The organism is Myxosarcina sp. GI1(2024) (assembly GCF_053543375.1).
Map to the genome: position 1 here is coordinate 1,636,996 of NZ_JBKGTY010000001.1, position 18,361 is coordinate 1,655,356.

The 18,361-nt window shown below is 41.2% G+C and carries 17 protein-coding genes and 1 pseudogene; 11 read left to right on the top strand and 7 right to left on the bottom strand.

Annotation, left to right across the window (positions count from 1 at the left end; genetic code table 11):
* The first annotated feature begins 147 nt into the window (after positions 1 to 147).
* Positions 148 to 708 (top strand): translation initiation factor IF-3, encoded by a 561-nt coding sequence (gene infC / locus ACLFKQ_RS07860; protein WP_448999245.1) that lies wholly within the window; start codon positions 148 to 150, stop codon positions 706 to 708.
* A gap of 226 nt (positions 709 to 934) precedes the next feature.
* Positions 935 to 1,258 (top strand): hypothetical protein, encoded by a 324-nt coding sequence (locus ACLFKQ_RS07865; protein WP_448999246.1) that lies wholly within the window; start codon positions 935 to 937, stop codon positions 1,256 to 1,258.
* 192 nt (positions 1,259 to 1,450) lie between these two features.
* Here the strand turns inward: ACLFKQ_RS07865 and ACLFKQ_RS07870 are convergent, their stop codons facing one another.
* Positions 1,451 to 2,353 (bottom strand): FkbM family methyltransferase, encoded by a 903-nt coding sequence (locus ACLFKQ_RS07870; RefSeq protein ID WP_448999247.1) that lies wholly within the window; start codon positions 2,351 to 2,353, stop codon positions 1,451 to 1,453.
* A 656-nt stretch (positions 2,354 to 3,009) separates the two neighbouring features.
* Complete coding sequence (sppA, locus tag ACLFKQ_RS07875) at positions 3,010 to 4,806, bottom strand: signal peptide peptidase SppA (RefSeq protein WP_448999248.1); 1,797 nt, start codon at positions 4,804 to 4,806, stop codon at positions 3,010 to 3,012.
* Between the two features lie 489 nt (positions 4,807 to 5,295).
* On the opposite strand from sppA, the gene ACLFKQ_RS07880 reads away from it, so the two are divergent.
* Entirely contained in the window at positions 5,296 to 6,591 is a 1,296-nt protein-coding gene (locus ACLFKQ_RS07880; RefSeq protein ID WP_448999249.1) for an HhoA/HhoB/HtrA family serine endopeptidase, read from the top strand.
* 103 nt (positions 6,592 to 6,694) lie between these two features.
* Here ACLFKQ_RS07880 and ACLFKQ_RS07885 read toward each other — a convergent pair whose 3' ends face one another.
* Both ACLFKQ_RS07885 and psb28 read right to left on the bottom strand, forming a co-directional pair.
* Positions 6,695 to 7,195, bottom strand: a complete 501-nt coding sequence (locus tag ACLFKQ_RS07885; RefSeq protein ID WP_448999250.1) for a MogA/MoaB family molybdenum cofactor biosynthesis protein — start codon at positions 7,193 to 7,195, stop codon at positions 6,695 to 6,697.
* Positions 7,196 to 7,242: 47 nt separating this feature from the next.
* A complete protein-coding gene (gene psb28, locus ACLFKQ_RS07890) occupies positions 7,243 to 7,578 on the bottom strand; it encodes a photosystem II reaction center protein Psb28 (RefSeq protein ID WP_448999251.1) in 336 nt (111 codons plus the stop codon).
* A gap of 158 nt (positions 7,579 to 7,736) precedes the next feature.
* Here psb28 and ACLFKQ_RS07895 point away from each other — a divergent pair, with 158 nt between their 5' ends.
* Complete coding sequence (locus tag ACLFKQ_RS07895; RefSeq protein WP_448999252.1) at positions 7,737 to 8,885, top strand: D-alanine--D-alanine ligase family protein; 1,149 nt, start codon at positions 7,737 to 7,739, stop codon at positions 8,883 to 8,885.
* 19 nt (positions 8,886 to 8,904) lie between these two features.
* On the opposite strand, the gene ACLFKQ_RS07900 is transcribed toward ACLFKQ_RS07895, so the two are convergent.
* A complete protein-coding gene (locus tag ACLFKQ_RS07900; protein ID WP_448999253.1) occupies positions 8,905 to 9,783 on the bottom strand; it encodes a universal stress protein in 879 nt (292 codons plus the stop codon).
* An 853-nt stretch (positions 9,784 to 10,636) separates the two neighbouring features.
* On the opposite strand from ACLFKQ_RS07900, the gene ACLFKQ_RS07905 reads away from it, so the two are divergent.
* Positions 10,637 to 11,089, top strand: coding sequence for an RNA recognition motif domain-containing protein (locus ACLFKQ_RS07905; RefSeq protein WP_448999254.1), 453 nt, complete (start codon positions 10,637 to 10,639; stop codon positions 11,087 to 11,089).
* A gap of 159 nt (positions 11,090 to 11,248) precedes the next feature.
* A complete protein-coding gene (gene rpiA / locus ACLFKQ_RS07910) occupies positions 11,249 to 11,959 on the top strand; it encodes a ribose-5-phosphate isomerase RpiA (protein WP_448999255.1) in 711 nt (236 codons plus the stop codon).
* 40 nt (positions 11,960 to 11,999) lie between these two features.
* On the opposite strand, the gene ACLFKQ_RS07915 is transcribed toward rpiA, so the two are convergent.
* Complete coding sequence (locus ACLFKQ_RS07915; RefSeq protein WP_448999256.1) at positions 12,000 to 12,752, bottom strand: RNA-guided endonuclease InsQ/TnpB family protein; 753 nt, start codon at positions 12,750 to 12,752, stop codon at positions 12,000 to 12,002.
* Positions 12,753 to 12,760: 8 nt separating this feature from the next.
* On the opposite strand from ACLFKQ_RS07915, the pseudogene tnpA reads away from it, so the two are divergent.
* The 3 genes and pseudogenes from tnpA to ACLFKQ_RS07930 all read left to right on the top strand — a co-directional run.
* Positions 12,761 to 13,006: pseudogene (tnpA, locus tag ACLFKQ_RS07920) on the top strand (IS200/IS605 family transposase); the annotation flags it as partial.
* A 404-nt stretch (positions 13,007 to 13,410) separates the two neighbouring features.
* Complete coding sequence (locus ACLFKQ_RS07925) at positions 13,411 to 14,364, top strand: glycosyltransferase family 2 protein (protein ID WP_448999257.1); 954 nt, start codon at positions 13,411 to 13,413, stop codon at positions 14,362 to 14,364.
* A 32-nt stretch (positions 14,365 to 14,396) separates the two neighbouring features.
* A complete protein-coding gene (locus ACLFKQ_RS07930; protein ID WP_448999258.1) occupies positions 14,397 to 14,666 on the top strand; it encodes a YciI family protein in 270 nt (89 codons plus the stop codon).
* A gap of 4 nt (positions 14,667 to 14,670) precedes the next feature.
* On the opposite strand, the gene ACLFKQ_RS07935 is transcribed toward ACLFKQ_RS07930, so the two are convergent.
* Positions 14,671 to 16,326 (bottom strand): ABC transporter ATP-binding protein, encoded by a 1,656-nt coding sequence (locus ACLFKQ_RS07935; protein WP_448999259.1) that lies wholly within the window; start codon positions 16,324 to 16,326, stop codon positions 14,671 to 14,673.
* Between the two features lie 116 nt (positions 16,327 to 16,442).
* Between ACLFKQ_RS07935 and lptC the strand changes: the two genes are divergently transcribed.
* Both lptC and ACLFKQ_RS07945 read left to right on the top strand, forming a co-directional pair.
* Positions 16,443 to 17,582, top strand: coding sequence for an LPS export ABC transporter periplasmic protein LptC (gene lptC / locus ACLFKQ_RS07940; protein ID WP_448999260.1), 1,140 nt, complete (start codon positions 16,443 to 16,445; stop codon positions 17,580 to 17,582).
* A gap of 236 nt (positions 17,583 to 17,818) precedes the next feature.
* Complete coding sequence (locus ACLFKQ_RS07945; RefSeq protein WP_448999261.1) at positions 17,819 to 18,361, top strand: Uma2 family endonuclease; 543 nt, start codon at positions 17,819 to 17,821, stop codon at positions 18,359 to 18,361.

Here is an 18,361-nt window from a genome sequence, read left to right on the forward strand (position 1 = left end):
TAACTAAATCTAAGCAAAAGTTTGCGATCGCTCTACCGTTTTACTACTTCCGCTCAAACTGAATCTAGCTTAACTATTAGAAATTTCATACTTTAGAAATATAGCGCGATTACTAAAAATAATGATAAGCTAAATATGTAGTATTGCATGGGAAATCTTTTGAGAAGACTGAGAAGAACTAAATTTATTAAACCACCTCAAAAAACCGAAAAATATAAAATCAACGACAAAATCACAGCCGACCGAGTTAGAGTAGTAACCAGCGACGGAGATCAGGTTGGCATCAAACCGCTATCAGACGCATTAATGCTAGCGGCAGAGAAGAAACTAGATTTAGTAGAAATAGCACCAAAAGCTTCTCCACCAGTATGTAAGCTGATTGACTACGGTAAGTTTAAGTATCGCTTGCAGAAGAAGAAAGCAGAAGCCAAGAAAAATCAAGCAGAAAATAGTCTCAAGGAATTAAAAGTTAGATACTGTACTGATAGCGGCGATTTAGATACCAAACTTCGACACGCTCGTAAATTTCTTTCTAAAGGAAGTAAAGTCAAATTTTCGATGAGATTTAGAGGAAGAGAAAAAGCGTTTGTCGATAAAGGTAAAGAAAAGTTAGAAGATATAGTTGAACGCCTTTCTGACATAGCCGATGTCGACGAACTAAACTCTAGAAGTAAGAGTTTGATGTACCTTACCTTAGCTCCAAACTAATATTATTCTCATTTGAGGTTTTCGAACGTGTAAAGAACCGCTGAGTCTTGTAAAGATTACAAGACTTTTTTTTACGATTTCGAGAGTAAACTCGGCTGTGAAATCAGTCCAAAGATATATTTTGTCAAAAATATCTCGATCTATGATTGAAGTATAGGACGAGCGTAAAATATTTTAGTTTCTCCTCTCGTTCGATCGAGATAAAATTCGTTTGTATAGATCGAAGATGAATCATCGCCAACTTCTTGTCAAATCTTTATTATTAGCTCTGGGAATGGGAATAGCTTTATCTGACAGACAGGCAACTGCTGATGAAACTAATCTTCCTTTGAATGACCAAGTTCGTTTTATCGGAGAATTAGAGTCGAGAAGCTACGATGATTGGAATTTTAGCTCTGACGAGAATATCTTTAGCGAAGAAACTTATCAGCTTCAAATGTCTCAACCCGATATTAGACTGATCGAGCAAGACCTTTCAACCTGGGGTAATGATGGTAGCGGACGTGATTATGCCATCCTAGTAGAGGTTTACGATAGTAACGAAGAATGAGCGCTCGATAAAATATGTAGAAACAATTTGGGATCTGTTTAAAACTTAGCTATTTTTCACTCGTTCATCCCTATCTGATTCAAGTCGAAGCAATTAAAAAAGCCGCCGAGATCTATCGACGTACTTTTTTGATTCATTTCATAAGGCTAAAATTTTTTTAAGATAGCCAAACAGGCATATGACAAAGATTCATTAGATAGATGCTTTAACTAGTTTTGCAATGTTCTCATAGCATTCCCCTTCAGGTACTGCTAAAAAGTCATGTCCTATCAGTTGACAACTATCTGGGTCAAACCGCTCTAAGTGCATCTGAAAGAAACACTTTGGAATAGAGAAGAATCCATATCCAAAATCACGTAGTATTTTGATAACAGGTTGGTCACGAACTAATACTTCCAATCTTTCATTAAGTTCAAAAAGAATCGCTTCAGGGCGAATTGACTCTAGTACTTCTTTTCCACCCTTAAATACTTCTGCTTCAAAACCCTCAACATCGATTTTAATTAGCCGTATGGACTTTATATTTTCCTCAGCTACAATCTTGGAAAGAGTTTTTACAGGCACCTCGATCGCATCACAGTCACTTAGGTTTTGATTGCGAGTTAGTGAAGCCGCCCCTGCATTAGCTCGAGGAATTCTCAATTCTAGTGAACTGTATTCTGAACCTAAAGCTACAGGATGCAAACAGACATTAGCAACATAATTGCGGTCAAGCGTTTCCTGAAGCATCTTCTGCAAATTAGGATTAGGCTCAAATGCATGAACCTTACCACTTTTGCCAACTAGTTCAGAGAGCCAAAGCGTAACCATACCAATGTTCGCACCAATATCCAAGACGGTATCACCGGGTCTCACAATTTGATTACATATCCACGTGATCTTTCGATCGAGATCCCCAACATAAAATGCTGCGCGTCCGACATAATCATTTAACGGGGCTAGAACCTCACCCCCAGGAACCTTTGACCACATATGTTCAGAACTAGAGCCGGCTAGCTTTTGGATAAATGGCTGATTGGCAAAAGTTCCACATCCGCTATAGAGAGGGTAAAGCTTTGTAAAATTTGCTACTAATGACTGTCGAAAAGTAGGCATCTTTCATTTCCCGTACAATTCAGATTCTTTATAACAGAAAGTCTATATAACTATTTATTATACAGATCGTTTCCGTATAACCACCCTTTTTAGGGGAAATATACAGAATTTTTCAGTGTATCCCTTAGTGTTAACTGGAGATTTTTCTGCATAATATTCTTATTTAGAGTATTAAACAGAATTTTTCCGTTTCTTTCAAAGATAAACAGAACTAAATCATCAATGAGCGATTTACTTATATTTCTTAAGATTAACTCAGCTTATATTTCCATCAATCCTAATTCCATAACCTCGCAACTGGGAAATTGTCAGCATGGCTGAATCAGGGTTTTAGCCTTCAAGTGAGAACAGTTAGAATAGGAGGAGTAGTTGAGAATAATCTCCTGCTTGTTGCGAATATTGAATAATTTTTCCTTATTGTTAGACTTCTACATAACTCGTATCTGTTGGGTATATTTTTCAAACTCCAAACCCTAATTACTAATGAGAGCGGGAAATGGTTAACACCTTAAATTTGCTAAAATACTTGCCATTAAGGCATCCTGCCTAGACAACAACTGTTCACTATAATGTGCTCTCATTAGTAACAGAGACTTTAAGGGAGATATGACCCTTTGATTATGTAATCGTTATCATACCCCAAACACTGCTGGCGATCATTCAAAATCTAAGTTAAACGGTAGACGAGCATAGATTCCTCGGGGATCGTCAAAGCTTTGGAAAGTTGCCAGTTCTCGTTGAATTTTGAGTAATTCCGTCGTGATGGGATCGCTCTTGCCTGAAGATTGGAGAGCCTCGGTAGCCAACAGTCGTTCCACGATTTCGATTTCCAATCGGTTTTGTTGGGGATATTCTTCCAATTGCCAATCAGTTCCTAATTTTGCTCGTTCGGCAGCATAAATCGTCGCTGCTTTTAATCCGCCAATACTATCTACCAGTCCAATATCCGCTGCTTCTTGACCAGACCAAATTCTGCCCTGGGCAATTTCTCTGACTCGAGCTTGAGTGAGATGGCGATATTGAGCGACTTTTTCTAGAAAAAGCTCGTAAACTTGGTTGACTGACTCTTGATAAATAGCTAATTCCGCCTCCGTTTTAGGGCGTAAGTTCGTATCTATATCGGCGAAACGCCCAGTTTTGACCACATCCCAGGTAATACCGTTATTTTGACTAATTTCGCCAATATTGGGTAACAAACCAAAGACACCGATCGAACCCGTGATCGTGTTTTCTTGAGCGAAAATGCGATCGGCACCAGCGGCAATCCAGTAACCGCCAGAAGCTGCTACGTTACCCATCGAGACGACTACGGGTTTTTCTTCCCGAGTGAGTAAAATTTCTCGCAGAATTACTTCCGAAGCCGTAGCACTACCTCCGGGGCTATTAATTCTTAAGACGATCGCCTTAATCTCTTCATTTTCTCTTAGCTGGCGCAGTTCCTCAGTAATGCGATCACTGCCAATCGAGTCCAAACTGCCTTTACCTCCGACGATCGCCCCTTCGGCATATAGGATTGCTACTTTGTTATTAGAAGCACGTTCTCGACCCAACAACACCCGATCGGCGTAGGTTTCTAAGTTTATCTGTCTGAAGCTTTCGGCAGCTTGCGATTCTCCAGTCAACTGTCGCAACTGACTTACGACATTGTCGTAGTAGCCGATGCGGTCGATGAGTCCGATTTCCTCGGCTTGTTGGGGATAGACCAAACCGCGATCGTCAGCAAGCTGCTGTAAATTTGCTGCTGATAAATTGCGACTTTCTCCTACGGTAGTTAGAAATTTACCCCATAAATCTGAAAGTAAGACTTGAGTTTGCTGACGATTTTCGGGACTGTAATTATCACGAGTAAACGGTTCGACCGCAGACTTATAGTTGCCAACGCGAATTATCTGTATGCCGACACCATATTTTTCTAAGGCACCCTTGAAAAAAATTTGTTGGGAATTCAAACCGTTAAATTCTACGATGCCCATTGGATTTAAAACCACCTCATCGGCAACGGAGGTAAGATAGTATTCCCGTTCGCTAGAATTGACATCGTAGGCAATAATTTTTTTACCCGCAGCACGAAACTTTTCTAGAGCTTTTCTAACCTCAGCCAAATTAGCGTAGCCATTGCCCACACCTTCTTTTCTGCCATCGAGAAACAAACCCACGATGCGATCGTCTTCGGTTGCTTTGTCAATTGACTGCAATACTCGACGCAAAGTCATAGTTTCCTGGTTACTACCAGAAATTGCCTGTCCTAAATTGGCAGGAGATTCAGAATCCTTAATTTGTGTTGCCAGATCGATAACCAAAATCGATTTATCTTCGATAACTGGTTGTTTGGTTACAGAGACGGCATTTAAAAACAAGAAAACTAATCCACTTGCGCCAAGACCGAGAAATATTAACAGTCCCGCCAAACTGCCGATCGCACTGGCAAAAGTTTGTTTTAAAAATTGATTCATTACTTTACTGATATTAAGAAGTCAACCAAAATAAAATTTTATTGGTTCTGATAGTTCCCGCTAATTTTGGCGATAAGATCTTTAACTACCAAAATTTTCTGGCTGTCATATATCTAATCTAAACTGCGATAAGTACTTTTTAGATAGCATAGTGGTAAGACTCGAATTGAGGCTCGCGCCTACTAGTTCACTAAAAAAGTTTTGACGGGCAATAAAATCATCATAAGAGTTTAGGAATACGGGAATTTAAGCACAATTCCTAAGTGTCAAAATTAAGTGGTTTAGTTTTAGTCATCAAAAATTCATCGAGTTGTCATAAAAAAGTCATAATCTCCATCTATATTAAAAGTGTCGGCTCTAGATTCTACTTCACCCAAGCTCCTTCAGGCTTTTTAGAGTCGACTTTCTCTAACTTATAAATTATAAATTTTTTTATACTTACATACACATTCAATAATAAGACAAATATCTAAGATAATACTATAGACAATGAAACCAAGTTTCTCTTCACCATCATCTCAAAATAGCGGTGACACTCCAGTGAAGTTTTCTTCCTCGGGGAAGCCATCCCCAAACAAGATCTCGTCTCCGTGGCGAAAAGCGACGAAAACGATTTCTTTAATCTTATTAGGAGGCGGCATTGCTTTGGGCGGTAATTATCTAATTACAAGTCCGCAGCTTGAAGCTAGTCCCTTAAATACTTCAGAATCCTCTAGTGAAAAACCAGTTTCAACGGAAACGCCCCTCGCCCAAGCCCAACCTGGAATCGTACCGGAGAATTTTGTTACTAAGGTAGTCGGTCAGGTAGGTAATTCAGTAGTACGGATTAATGCTTCTCGGACTGTAGAAACCCAGTTGCCAGAAATTTTTAACGATCCTTATTTTCGTCGCTTCTTTGGTTCGCAACTGCCTAATATTCCCGATACCCAAATACAAAGAGGTACTGGTTCTGGATTTATCGTCAGTTCCGACGGTTTGGTTCTAACTAACGCTCACGTGATCGACAGTGCCGACCGAGTAACCGTTACCCTCAAAGACGGACGCACTATGGAAGGACAAGTAATGGGAACCGATAGGGTTACCGATATGGCGGTGGTTAAGATTGAGGCTGCGGATCTGCCTGCAGTAGAATTTGGCGACTCAGACAATTTACAAATTGGTGAATGGGCGATCGCCATTGGCAATCCTTTAGGTCTGGACAATACCGTAACTACCGGAATTGTCAGTGCTACAGGACGTAGCAGTTCTCAAGTTGGTGTCGGCGACAAACGCATTGACTTTATTCAAACCGATGCGGCGATCAATCCAGGTAACTCTGGCGGTCCTTTACTCAACTCTCAAGGTCAAGTAATCGGCATCAATACCGCAATTATTCAAAACGCTCAAGGTTTGGGTTTTGCCATTCCCATCAATACTGCCAGAAATATTGCCGAACAGCTAATTGCCAATGGTAAGGTAGACCATCCTTTCATCGGTATTCGCATGACATCTTTGACCCCAGAAATTAAAGCCGAACTAGAAACCAGACAAAATTTTACTCTAGATACCGATAGTGGAGTGGTAATCGTTGAAGTAATGCCTGGTTCTCCTGCCGCTAGAGCTGGTTTGCGTGCTGGAGATGTCATTGAGGCGATCGACGGTCGAGAAATTACTAGTGCAGAGGAAGTGCAAAGTGCTGTAGAGCAAGTCGCAGTTGGGCAACGGATGCCTATAGAGTTAAACCGTCAGGGTAGAAACCTCGCTCTAGATGTCGAAGTAGGAATTTTACCCACTGAGTCCTCGTAATCCCAGCATTACACTCGAAGTTAAAAATTTAACCCCTAGATAACAAGTTCCTCCTAACAGAGGAACTTTTTTTGGCAATAATAATCATAACTCAACTTGTAACTCAACTTCGCAGTTGTCGAACTAAATGATTGAGTTCGGGCAGAATGAGCTGAGTCATTGCCAAGCGAACTGCATTTGAGGAACCAGGAAGGGCAAAGATTAACTGACGCTGTTTGACCCCGGCAATGGCTCTAGAGGCGATCGCGCGAGAACCGATCTCTTGATAACTCAACCAGCGAAACAGTTCTCCAAATCCTGGTAAAGTTGTTTCCAACCAATCAGAAACAACCTCATAAGTTAAATCTCTAGGGGCAATTCCCGTACCGCCATTGAGAATAATCGTATCTAAACCTGCATCTGAATCTACTTTAGATAACCAGGCTTTAATCTGTTGCGCTTCGTCTTTGACAATAGTGTATGCTACTATCTGATGACCAGCATCAATTAGTAACTGTTGAATAATTCTACCGCTGTTATCGGTTTCAACACTACGAGTATCGCTAACGGTAATTACAGCGCAGTTAAGAGATATTGCCGATTTAACTGGATGGGGTACGGTCATATTCCTGCTCGTTTCTCGCTCCTGGTTGCCAGCGAAAGGAGATAAGCTTAAGACTTATTGAGTCCTAAACCATGGGCTTCAGCATATCGATCCATGAAGCGGATAAAACGTTCCCATTCTGCTGCAGAGCGCATAATTAGAGTAGCTTCAATTGCTTTAGGCTCGCCATTAACAAACTTACCCTTTACCTCTCTAGTAACGATTTCTCCTTCTTGGTCTACTAAATACATTCCCGTAACTTCATCAGTGCTCTCTTTATTGAGAATTTGCGGCTCGTCAAAATAAAAGGTAGCCGTACCGCTATCACCTGTTTTAGAACGAGTAACTTTAATATCGGGCACTACTTCTTCAGTTACTCCTCTGGAAAATTGAATTTCTGCCATGATAATCTTTTAAGCTCATTAATTAATTTATCTTAGTTGTTTAATCTTCTCATAGGATTGAATTTTCATTGCGCTAAGAGAATATTTTGTTTTCTTAACCTCATTGAGGAAAATCGCGACAGACCATACTGTTTTTTTGTTCGAACTGTCTAATCGATATGGATTTTAACTATAGCTTTAACTCTTTTCCCCAGTACCTAGACAAGCTAACTAAAAAATTGCGCCTAGCTGTAATTTACGGCGGCGATAAACAACGAGAAGGAGCAGTAATCTACAAAACTCACAATCCGCGATCGACCAAAACCTATAAAGCAGTAGCTAGAGATATCGCTCTTGCTTTGAAAAACCTCGGCTTTGAAAATGTCTGGTTATTGCCTGACGACATGAGTTTAGCAGGACAACTTCAAGCCAACCAGATTCATCTAGCTTGGTTAAACACCGGAGGAGTACAGGGGTACAATCCCGTTTGCCATACCCCAGCGCTGTTAGAAATGTTAGGAGTTCCCTATATCGGTCACAGTTCGATAAATAGCACGATTCTGGATAATAAACATCTATTTAAACGAGAACTACAGGGTTTAGGATTTCCTACTTCACCCTTTATGGTTTGGCATCCCCATCAAGAGAATTTTCAGCCAGAGACTAACCTTCAGTTTCAAAGTCTATTTGGGGATTATACGGGTGAATTTTTGGTCAAGCCAGTGTCGGGAAGAGCCTCGTTAAATATTCATTATGTCGATCGCGCCGAGGATTTAGCTGCGGCGATCGCCACCGTTAATCGAGTCACTCACAATACCGCTCTGATTGAGGCTTATTTACCAGGGAGAGAATTTTGTATTTCGGTTTGTGGTGATGTAATTCAGGTAAATGGTCGATTGCAAAAAAACGATTTGCCTTTTGCTTTTAGCGCGATCGAACGACTTTTAGCAAAAGAAGAAAAAATTTTTACTTCGATGGACAAAAAAGCGATTACTAGCGATCGCCTGCGTTTATTATCCCCTAAAGAACCATTTAAGCAGCAACTCGAGCAGATAGCACGAGCGGTGTATCGTAGTTTTAATTTAACTGCACTAATCCGTCTCGATCTCAGAACCGACCTTGCCGGCAAACTTTACATTCTCGAAGCCAATCCCAAACCAGACCTCAAACGTCCCTCAAAAAACGCTACTAGTTTAGTAGCGCAAGGACTCAATGAATGTGGCATGAGTTATGAAGATTTAATTCTAAGTTTACTCTGCGATCGCTTGGACTATCTGTTGGGTTACTATCCCCAAATTATCGCTCACATAATTGAATTGCTCGATTAACTCAAGAGAATTTGCCAAGTTACTTTTTCGGTGAGAACAATAAAAGGGGAAACCAGCTACTGCGGATAAGATCGCGAGCGAAACAGCGAACTGTCCATTGTAACAGGCTGTTGCTATAATCATCGGCAATGGCGATCGCGCTAATATCGAAGTCTAAAGCGGCAGCGGCAATTTCCTGGAGGGGATTCCCCTGTGTTACCAGGGTATTTACTTTTATATCTAACTCTTCTAGCTCCTGTTTGACCGACTCTAACTGAGCTCGAGCTTCTTTCATGCGTTCTTCTACGATCAGAGACTGTCTACCGACATTTTCAATTACCCTAATTAACATACACTGCTGGAGAGAATCTTGCGGTCGCTCTCGAGCATAGGCTTTAATCTGGTCGATGGCATAACGAGCAGTTTCGCTACCGTTATAAGGAATTAACAAGTATCGCCATAAGTGCCGACAGCGCAATGCTAATTCTTCGCGAGTATAGGTAGTTATTAGTTCGGGACGAATTATGGTCAAAGGCAGTTCGGTTTGCTTGGCGAGTCCCATACTAGTACTGCCGAAAAATTTTTCTTCCAATAAGCTTCGTATGGGAGTTCCAATGAGAATTACCTCTACGGGATACTCGTTTAACACCCTGGGTATAGTGTCTAGAGGTTTTCCCGAAGCGACTTTTACTTTTACTTCAACTCCTTCAGGCACATTTTCTGAAGCTTTAGCCAAACGTTCCTTAGCTGCGGCGATCGCTTCTTCGTCAACTCTTGGAACTTCTCCTTCTTGCCATATAGGCACGCTATGAAAGAAGACAATTTTTTTCAAGCCGCATTGAGCCAGATTGGGAATACAATCTACGAGGCGATATAGACCATCGGTAAAATCGGTGCAAATTAAGCAACTTTGAAACATATTTGTCAAGACAAATTTATTTTGCTTTAACCCTAGCAAAAAAAAGGATTTTTCTAGTCAAAAACTTTGGTTTTGATGACTTTAATTAATTTAAGTTTAAATTGAAAAATTAGCTTTTATTTGGTTGCGTGGGGCACAAATCGCACTAAAATTAAATTAATGCTATGGTATTTCGCGTTTAAGGCAACCTAGAGTTGGAAGTTTTTTCGAACTTTGACCGGTTTTGAACCTGTTACTTGAAGCTATAGTTGGCTGCAGATGACATCGTTCGAGAGCTGGCGCGAGCGAAGTCCCACCAAAATCGCCGATCTATAAATGGAGCATTTCTTAAGTCTCTCAAATCTCTAGCTTTTAACCGATGCGATCGAATATAACAATAATTTGACAATTTTTAGCTTTAGTTATAGCGCTCGAGATGTTAAAGTATTTTAAGAGTAAACACTGTGTTTATTAATGGTCAGATCGAGTTGAGTCAATTTTAAATCGGCAGGATTATTCGAGCGGCTTTAAGTAGAGTTGGTAGATCGCTTACTCTCTCTAGCTAGTGGGGTCGCCAGCAGCCAGTAACAGACGACAACCGCCAGTGAATTGCTCGATAGTAATCCTCCGCAATCATTAATTCAATTAGAGCTAAAACTTGGAGAGCGAACGTTACTCTAACCATTAATTTGCCCAGAATCGATCTCGAACTAAATCTAACTAACTAGCAATGTTGGAAATCGAAATTAATTGAAGCAATACCAAATATAGAATTTTTAGCAATCTAATTGAATTTAAAGCGGTTATAGATAAAAATTAAAAAGTGTTTATTTTGTTACATCATATCTAGTTTAGCTTGGGAGATATATCTTTTATGTCTGTTCGTTTATACGTAGGTAATTTACCGAAAGAAAATGTCGAGCGCGACCAGTTAGCAGAAGTATTTGCTGAAGAAGGTCAGCAAGTTTCCACCAAAGTGATTAAAAATCGCAAAACTGGAAAATGCCGGGGTTTTGCCTTTGTTACGGTTCCTAACGATGAAGTAGCCGACCAATTTATTGAAAAATACAACGGTCAGTCCTTTATGGAAAATCCGTTAAAAATAGAAAAAGCTCTACCCCGCAACAAGAAAAGTGGCGATGAAGCGGGAACTGCTTCGACTACAGAAGCAAGTAATAATCCCCCAACCAAAAAAAGCAAAGGCAGCAGCAACAAACGCTCCAAGAAATCAAGCGGCACTCAGCAGCAAGGAAGCGTCCAACCCGATCCTCGCTGGGCAGATGAGTTAGCCAAACTCAAAGAAATGCTAGCTTCTGCCGATCGATAATCGATAGTGGTGGTTATTCCTAACCCAAAAACTTCGATCGCTCGTAGTAAGTCTCAAAGTTACTCCTGTTTTTAAAAGCCTAGTTAGGAAAGATTTTGGGTCGAATAGCTAGTAAAATCGATCGAGAGCGAATAGAGTAAACATGAGGAGCTATAAACCATGCCGGCAAACAACGACCCAGTAAAAACCATGAAGCAAGAGGTAGGTAAAACTGCTGCCGCTCGCGTCAAGTCAGATTCGATTGTGGGATTGGGAACTGGGTCAACCACAGCTTTTGCAATCGAATATTTAGGCGATCGCCTGGCAAAAGGAGAACTAAAGAATATCGTTGGAGTGCCTACTTCTTTTCAAGCAGAAGTATTAGCCAAAAAATACGGTATTCCTCTAACTACTCTCGATGCCATCGACCATATCGATATTGCGATCGATGGTGCCGATGAAGTCGATCCTCAGAAAAATTTAATTAAAGGCGGTGGTGCGGCTCATACTCGTGAAAAAGTCGTAGACTCATTAGCAAATGAATTTATCGTTGTCGTCGATAGCGGAAAATTGGTAGAAAAGCTAGGCTCTAGTTTTCTCTTGCCAGTAGAAGTAATTCCCATGGCGGTTACACCAGTGATGAATGGTTTGTCAAAGCTAGGGGGCAAACCAGAGTTACGCATGGGCGTTAAAAAAGCAGGTCCAGTGGTAACCGACCAAGGTAATCTAGTAATTGATGTCAAATTTGAGAATATCGACAATCCAGCCGAACTGGAAAAGACGATTAACAACATTCCAGGGGTTTTGGAAAATGGATTATTCGTTGGTGTAGCCGATGTAGTTTTGGTAGGAGAAATTAAAGACGGCAAGCCAGAAATTAGAGAACTTTGACCAACTCCCACGCATAGAATAATGCGATGGGATTCAAGGCTCAAACGGCAATTGCTGTCTCAGACAGACTTACATCACCTAACCTCAAGGTTGTAGCCCCAACCTTTAAAATTACTCGGCTAGCGTTATCATCGCGTCCGTGTTTGGCAGAGCAACTCGGACAAACCCAATACCGCTCGTTTAAGCCAAGTTTGTCAATAACAAAATCGCATTCGGAACAAGTTTTAGTAGAAGGATACCAACGGTCAATATAGCTAACTATTTTGCCTTTCTTCTCGGCGACAAATTCTAGGATTTTGAGAAACTCAGCTAGTGCTAAATCCCCAATCTTTCTGCCCCAAAGTCGCTGCATTCCTTTAAGGTTGAGAGTCTCAAAAAACAGATAGTCAAGCCGATCTGTTAGCTGATGTGCCAGCTTCCAAAACCAGTCAGAGCGACAATTGACTACCTTTTTATGTACTCGCACTAAATTTTGTCTAGCTTTCTCACTGCTCTTAGAACCTCGTTTCTTAGTAGAATGATTGCGACTAGCTCGCCGTAGCTGTTTCAGAGATTGTTTGAGAAATAATGGTGATTTAATTTCCGTACCGTCCGAGCAACTGAGAAAAACTCTAAGTCCAAAATCAAAACCCGCACTTTTACCTGTCGTGGTTAAGATTTGACGCTCGACAAAATCCGTCACCACATAAACAAACAGTTCGCCTAGGGGATTGCGTTTGATAGTGACAGTTTTAATTTTTCCTTCTATTTCTCGGCTTTTCCAGAACTTAAAAATACGCTTCCCGATTCTCAATCGATCTTGAAGTTGTGGCTCTCGAAGTGATGCCCGATCATATTCACGCTTTTCTCAACTGCCCTCCTACAATTGCTCCATCACAAGTGATGCACCGAATCAAAGGCTATACTGCTCGATATCTCAGACAAGAATTTTCAGAGCTGATGAAATTACCTTCGATGTGGACAAGAAGCTATTTCTGTTCTACTGCTGGCAATGTTTCGTCCTCTACCATCGAAAAGTACATTGCTCAACAGAAAACTCGTGGCTGATTCATCCATACGCTTGGAAAGCGTGGGCTTTCATTTGCTGTAATTTCGCACCTCCTTCGGTTTAAATTAAATCTAGTTGGCGATCGCATCTTAGAGATTTCCGATCTAAGATAATCCACCAGGAGCTGGTAAAGGCTTAAAATTTTATCAACGGTCAGAGGAGGACGCGTCATCTGAGGTTTCCTCAGATGTTTATGCCGCCCGTCAGGCTGCGGGTTGCGTTTGCCGAGAGGACAGCTGGGGGGCTAACGCCCCGCGCCCCTTCATTATTGAATTTAGAAGAAGGGGCGCACTCGCGGATGCGAGTAGAACTCGCTTGTCCCCCCAGTAATCTCTGACTTGTCCGAACTTTCGCTAATCCGAAGCCGCGTTGACAACCGAGGTAAATAAACACGAGTAATGTAATGTATATTAGTGTCGTCATTCCTACCTACAACCGACTGCCCATACTTAAAAAATGCCTGTTAGCCTTGGAAAATCAGGAGATCGATCGCCATCGAATTAGAGACTACGAAGTAATTTTGGTAGATGATGGTTCGACAGACAACACTCTTGAATGGATTTGCCAACATAAAGAACAACTGTCTCATGTCAAGGTTTATCGGCAACAGCATCAAGGTGCGGCAGCGGCGAGAAACTTGGGGGTAAAACAGACAGTAGGAGATACGATTGTTTTTATCGATAGCGATCTCATTGTCACCGAAAAATTTTTACAGGCACACGTAGATGCTCTCACGGCAGGTAAACAAAAACTTGGAAGTGATCGCCTTTTTACCTATGGTTGGGTAATTAATACGAATAATTTCGAGAATCCTACTTCCGAACCCTACAAAATCACCGATTTCTCTGCAGCTTATTTTGCTACTGGTAATGTAGCGATCGCCAAAAAATGGTTGGAAAAGGCGGGACTTTTCGATACTAGTTTTCAGCTTTACGGTTGGGAAGATTTAGAATTAGGGGTGCGTCTCAAAAAGCTCGATCTCAAACTAATTAAATGTCCGGCAGCAGTAGGATATCATTGGCATCCTGCTTTTAGTTTGGAGGAAGTTCCTCAGTTAATCGAAAAAGAAATTCACCGAGGCAGAATGGGAGTTTTGTTCTATCAGAAACATCCTACTTTTGCCGTAAAAATGATGATTCAAATGACTCTGCTACATCGTATTTTGTGGGGAATACTATCATTGGAAGGTAAACTTAACGAAAGAACCCTACAGCCTCTACTACAGTGGTTAATCGATCGCAACTCGCCTCAGTTAGCCGAACAGATAGCGCGAATCTTTCTTAATTGGTATAACGTAAAAAGCGTTTATGCCGCACGAGGCGAAAGCCTAAGCAACTCGAAAACAGGAACCATTTAAATCGACAAAGATTTTCGATCGGAGCGACTACCATGCCAAAATATGTTATGTGGGGTAGCTACTGCGAAAACGCTCTAGAAAAAAGAGCACCATACCGTCAAGCACATCTAGCAGGACTTGCCGCTCAAAAAGAAACAGGTCAACTGATTACTATAGGTCCGACTAAGGATAATACCAAAGTTTTTGCTATCTACGAAGCCGAAGATCGAGCAACAGTCAGTCAGCTAGTAGAATCCGATCACTACTGGCAAAATGGAATTTGGATAGAGTATGAAATTAAGGAATGGATTCAGGCTTTTTAGGATTTTATGATGCTAACAAAGGTGCGGCAGAGAGTAGCTTTTGGGTGTAAAGATGTTGTGGTCGAGTAAAAATCTTGTCGGTAGAGCCAATTTCGACAATTTTACCTGCATTCATCACCGCAATGCGATCGCAGAAAAATCTAGCTACCCATAAATCGTGAGTGATAAATAAATAAGTCAGGTTAAATTCTGCTTTTAAAGCCAACATCAACTCTAATACCTGAGTTTGCACTGTCGCATCTAGCATACTTACTGGTTCGTCACAGATAACTAATTGAGGATTGGTAATTAAAGCACGGGCGATCGCCACTCGTTGTTGTTGTCCCCCCGATAGTTCTTGAGGATAGCGACGATAATAATCGTCAGTGGGAGTCAAACCTACTTTAGTCAGCATTTTAGCTACTTGTTGTCTGGCTACATTGGGAGTGGCTAAGTTATGAATCAATAGTGGATCGGCGATGCTGTCACCTACCGTCATTAGAGGATTTAGACAGGCGTGGGGATCTTGAAACACCATCTGTAGCTGACGGCGTTTTTCCCGCATTTGTTTGAAGCTAAGCTGAGTTAAATCTTCTCCCAAAAACTCTACTTTGCCTGCCGTTGGCTTGAGTAATTGTAAAATCGTGCGGGATAGAGTACTTTTACCACAGCCAGATTCTCCTACCAATCCTAAAATTTCTCCTGGATAGAGATCGAAACTAACCTCATCTACTGCTTTGATGACTTTTTTTTCGCCAGAAAATAGCTGCTGCAACAGATTGCTCTCTAAAGTGAAATGTTGTTTGAGTTGTTTGACTCGCAAAATTGGCGATCGCGTCATATCTTTTACCGAGACATCGATCGATGCTGTTGGTTGTTGAATGTGTAATGCTGCTTCTAGCAAGGATTTAGTATATTCATGTTGGGGAGCTTGCAGAATCGATTTAACCGAGCCAGTTTCTACCATTTCGCCATCGTACATCACTCCCAGGCGATCGCAGTATTCTCCCACCATTGCCAAATCGTGAGAAATTAGTAACAGTGCCATGTCTCGTTCGCTACACAAGCGAGTCAGTTCGGTTAAAATTTCGGCAGAAACGGTAACGTCTAGGCTGCTAGTCGGTTCGTCGGCGACAATTACCTTGGGATTGAGTAATAAAGCTAGGGCGATCGCTACGCGCTGGCGCATTCCACCGCTAAACTCGTGGGGATATTGTTTGTGGCGCTCGCGAGGGATTTTCACCATCTCTAGGGTATCTAAAACTAATTGTTGGGCTTGCGAGCGCGATAATTGTGGCTGATGGGCTTGTAAAGTTTCTAAACAGTGTTCGCCAATAGTCATTAGCGGATCGAGGCGCGTCATGGGATCTTGAAAGACTAAGGCAACTACTTCTCCCCGAAACTGCCGAAGCTGCTTGGGCTCTAACTCGAAAACCGATTTGTCCTCAAAAATCACCTTTCCTTCTACTTGACTTCTAGGTGGTAACAGACGCATAATCGCCCTTCCTAGAGTAGATTTACCACAGCCAGATTCTCCTACCAATCCTAAAATTTCTCCTGGATAGAGAGCAAAAGAGACATCGTTTACTGCCCAGTTAGTCTCTTGTCTAGCGCGATCTGGATAAGCAACTCTTAAATTCTTTACTGACAACAAGCTTTGGGTAGTAAGAGTCTGAGACATAGCAGTTGAAGATTAGAAGATAATAATTCCCCTGCATTTTAATTACTAAACTCGAAAATTGCCGCTAGGAATCACAAGTTTTTATACTTAACAATAAGAGATAAATTTAAATAGAGTTGAAAATTTCTCACGCGATCGCTAAAAGCCTATTTTTCATTGTCGTTTGGTTGGGACTTGCCGCTTGTCAGCAGACTAAATCGGAAACTACTGATGCTGCTAACTCTGTCGACCGAGAGGCAACCCAGCTAACTCTCAATAATGCCGTCTGGCAACAATCTAACCCAGAAAATAAAACGGTTTGGAAGATTCGCGCTCAAAACGCTGTCTACAGTGAAGACAAACAAACTGCGCAGTTGGAAAAGGTAACGGGCAACTTACTACAGGATGGCAAACTAATTTTACAAATTAGTGCCCGACGGGGAGAAGTTCGTAATAACGGCAATTTAGTTCTACTGAACGATAATATAGTGGCAACCGATCCTCGTAACGGGGGAACCGTCAGAGGCGATATAGTAGAATGGCGACCGACAGAAAATTTACTGCTAATTCGAGAAAATCTTAGGGGCGATCGCGATAATATTCGACTAACGGCTAGCGAAGGTAGATACTATACTGATTCTGAAACTTTAGAGCTACAGAAGCAAGTTACTATATCTACAAGCGAACCATCCTTACAGCTAACTAGCGATCGCCTGTCTTGGAATATACCCCAAAACACGATCGACAGCCAAGTTCCCTTGCAAATCGTGCGCTATCAAAATAATCTTGCCAGCGATCGCCTGGTTGCCGAGCGCGGTATGGTAGACATCGATAATAATACCGTAACTTTAACTGATAACATCGAATTAATTGCAACCGCTCCTCAGTTGCAAATTGCTACTAACTCTCTAATTTGGAACTATCAAACTCGAATAATCAATACTGACAAACCGATCCAAATTATCGATCGCCAAAATCAATTAAACGTTACCGGGAATGCTGGCAAAGTAGATTTAAACCAAAACATCGCCCATTTAACAGCAGGAAGCAAGAGTATTAGTGAAGATAATTCCGCTCAACTTTACGCCCGCGAATTAATTTGGAATTTAGACACAGAAGTTGTTGAAGCGATCGGTAACGTAGTCTATCAACAAAGCGAACCACCAATAAACGTAACTGGTAACCAAGCAGAAGGGAAATTAACTGACAATAGTATTGTGGTTACTGGCGGCAAAGAATCAGGACAGGTAACTTCTATAATTGAGGAATTTGAGTAATTCTATTTTCGGTTTCGCATCAAAGAAAATAGGCAGTAATTTGATTTTTTCAACAATTTCAGCGAAGTATTTTATTAGTTAACGCGTACGCATTATTGAGATCTCGCAGCAACACTAAGCGAAGTTTGAGTTTCCAATAATGATATGATGTAAAGTAAGATAGCCTAACGGTTTGCCAAAAACGCTACAGAATAAGTTTAACTTCTATTTGTCGTTTTCTATTTTAGAGTAATTTGATGTCAACGCTAGCTAAATGGTCGGTGGAAGATTATCATTTAATGATCGAAAGCGGAGTTTTAAGCGATCGCTCGGTAGAGTTATTAGAGGGCGATATTGTTGAAATGAGTCCTGAAGGACCATTACACAGATTTATTAACGATACAGCAGCCGAATATCTGCGAGAATTGCTACGCGGACAAGCAAAAGTGTTTGAAGCCCATCCCATTACTCTTGCCAATTCCGAACCAGAACCCGATATTGCCGTAGTCCGTCTACCGAATACTAATTACTTAACTCGCCATCCTTATCCTGATGATATTTATTGGTTAATCGAAATTTCTAACACCACTTTAGAAGAAGATTTAGGCAAAAAGAAAAAAATCTACGCTAAAGCAAACATCAATGAATACTGGGTTATCGATCTCAAAACTACAGAATTAACTATATTTAGAGAACCATCGGCTAACGATTATAAAACTAAATTTACGGTGAGTTACGGGACGATCTTTTCAATTGCTTTCCCTAGTATACCGATTGAAGTTGTAAAACTATTCAATTAA

Excerpts from the sequence above, each read along its gene's own strand:
- infC (WP_448999245.1), top strand. The coding sequence starts at position 148 with ATGGGAAATCTTTTGAGAAGACTGAGAAGAACTAAATTTATTAAACCA.
- ACLFKQ_RS07865 (WP_448999246.1), top strand. The coding sequence starts at position 935 with ATGAATCATCGCCAACTTCTTGTCAAATCTTTATTATTAGCTCTGGGA.
- ACLFKQ_RS07870 (WP_448999247.1), bottom strand. The coding sequence starts at position 2,353 with ATGCCTACTTTTCGACAGTCATTAGTAGCAAATTTTACAAAGCTTTAC.
- sppA (WP_448999248.1), bottom strand. The coding sequence starts at position 4,806 with ATGAATCAATTTTTAAAACAAACTTTTGCCAGTGCGATCGGCAGTTTG.
- ACLFKQ_RS07880 (WP_448999249.1), top strand. The coding sequence starts at position 5,296 with ATGAAACCAAGTTTCTCTTCACCATCATCTCAAAATAGCGGTGACACT.
- ACLFKQ_RS07885 (WP_448999250.1), bottom strand. The coding sequence starts at position 7,195 with ATGACCGTACCCCATCCAGTTAAATCGGCAATATCTCTTAACTGCGCT.
- psb28 (WP_448999251.1), bottom strand. The coding sequence starts at position 7,578 with ATGGCAGAAATTCAATTTTCCAGAGGAGTAACTGAAGAAGTAGTGCCC.
- ACLFKQ_RS07895 (WP_448999252.1), top strand. The coding sequence starts at position 7,737 with ATGGATTTTAACTATAGCTTTAACTCTTTTCCCCAGTACCTAGACAAG.
- ACLFKQ_RS07900 (WP_448999253.1), bottom strand. The coding sequence starts at position 9,783 with ATGTTTCAAAGTTGCTTAATTTGCACCGATTTTACCGATGGTCTATAT.
- ACLFKQ_RS07905 (WP_448999254.1), top strand. The coding sequence starts at position 10,637 with ATGTCTGTTCGTTTATACGTAGGTAATTTACCGAAAGAAAATGTCGAG.
- rpiA (WP_448999255.1), top strand. The coding sequence starts at position 11,249 with ATGCCGGCAAACAACGACCCAGTAAAAACCATGAAGCAAGAGGTAGGT.
- ACLFKQ_RS07925 (WP_448999257.1), top strand. The coding sequence starts at position 13,411 with ATGTATATTAGTGTCGTCATTCCTACCTACAACCGACTGCCCATACTT.
- ACLFKQ_RS07930 (WP_448999258.1), top strand. The coding sequence starts at position 14,397 with ATGCCAAAATATGTTATGTGGGGTAGCTACTGCGAAAACGCTCTAGAA.
- ACLFKQ_RS07935 (WP_448999259.1), bottom strand. The coding sequence starts at position 16,326 with ATGTCTCAGACTCTTACTACCCAAAGCTTGTTGTCAGTAAAGAATTTA.
- ACLFKQ_RS07945 (WP_448999261.1), top strand. The coding sequence starts at position 17,819 with ATGTCAACGCTAGCTAAATGGTCGGTGGAAGATTATCATTTAATGATC.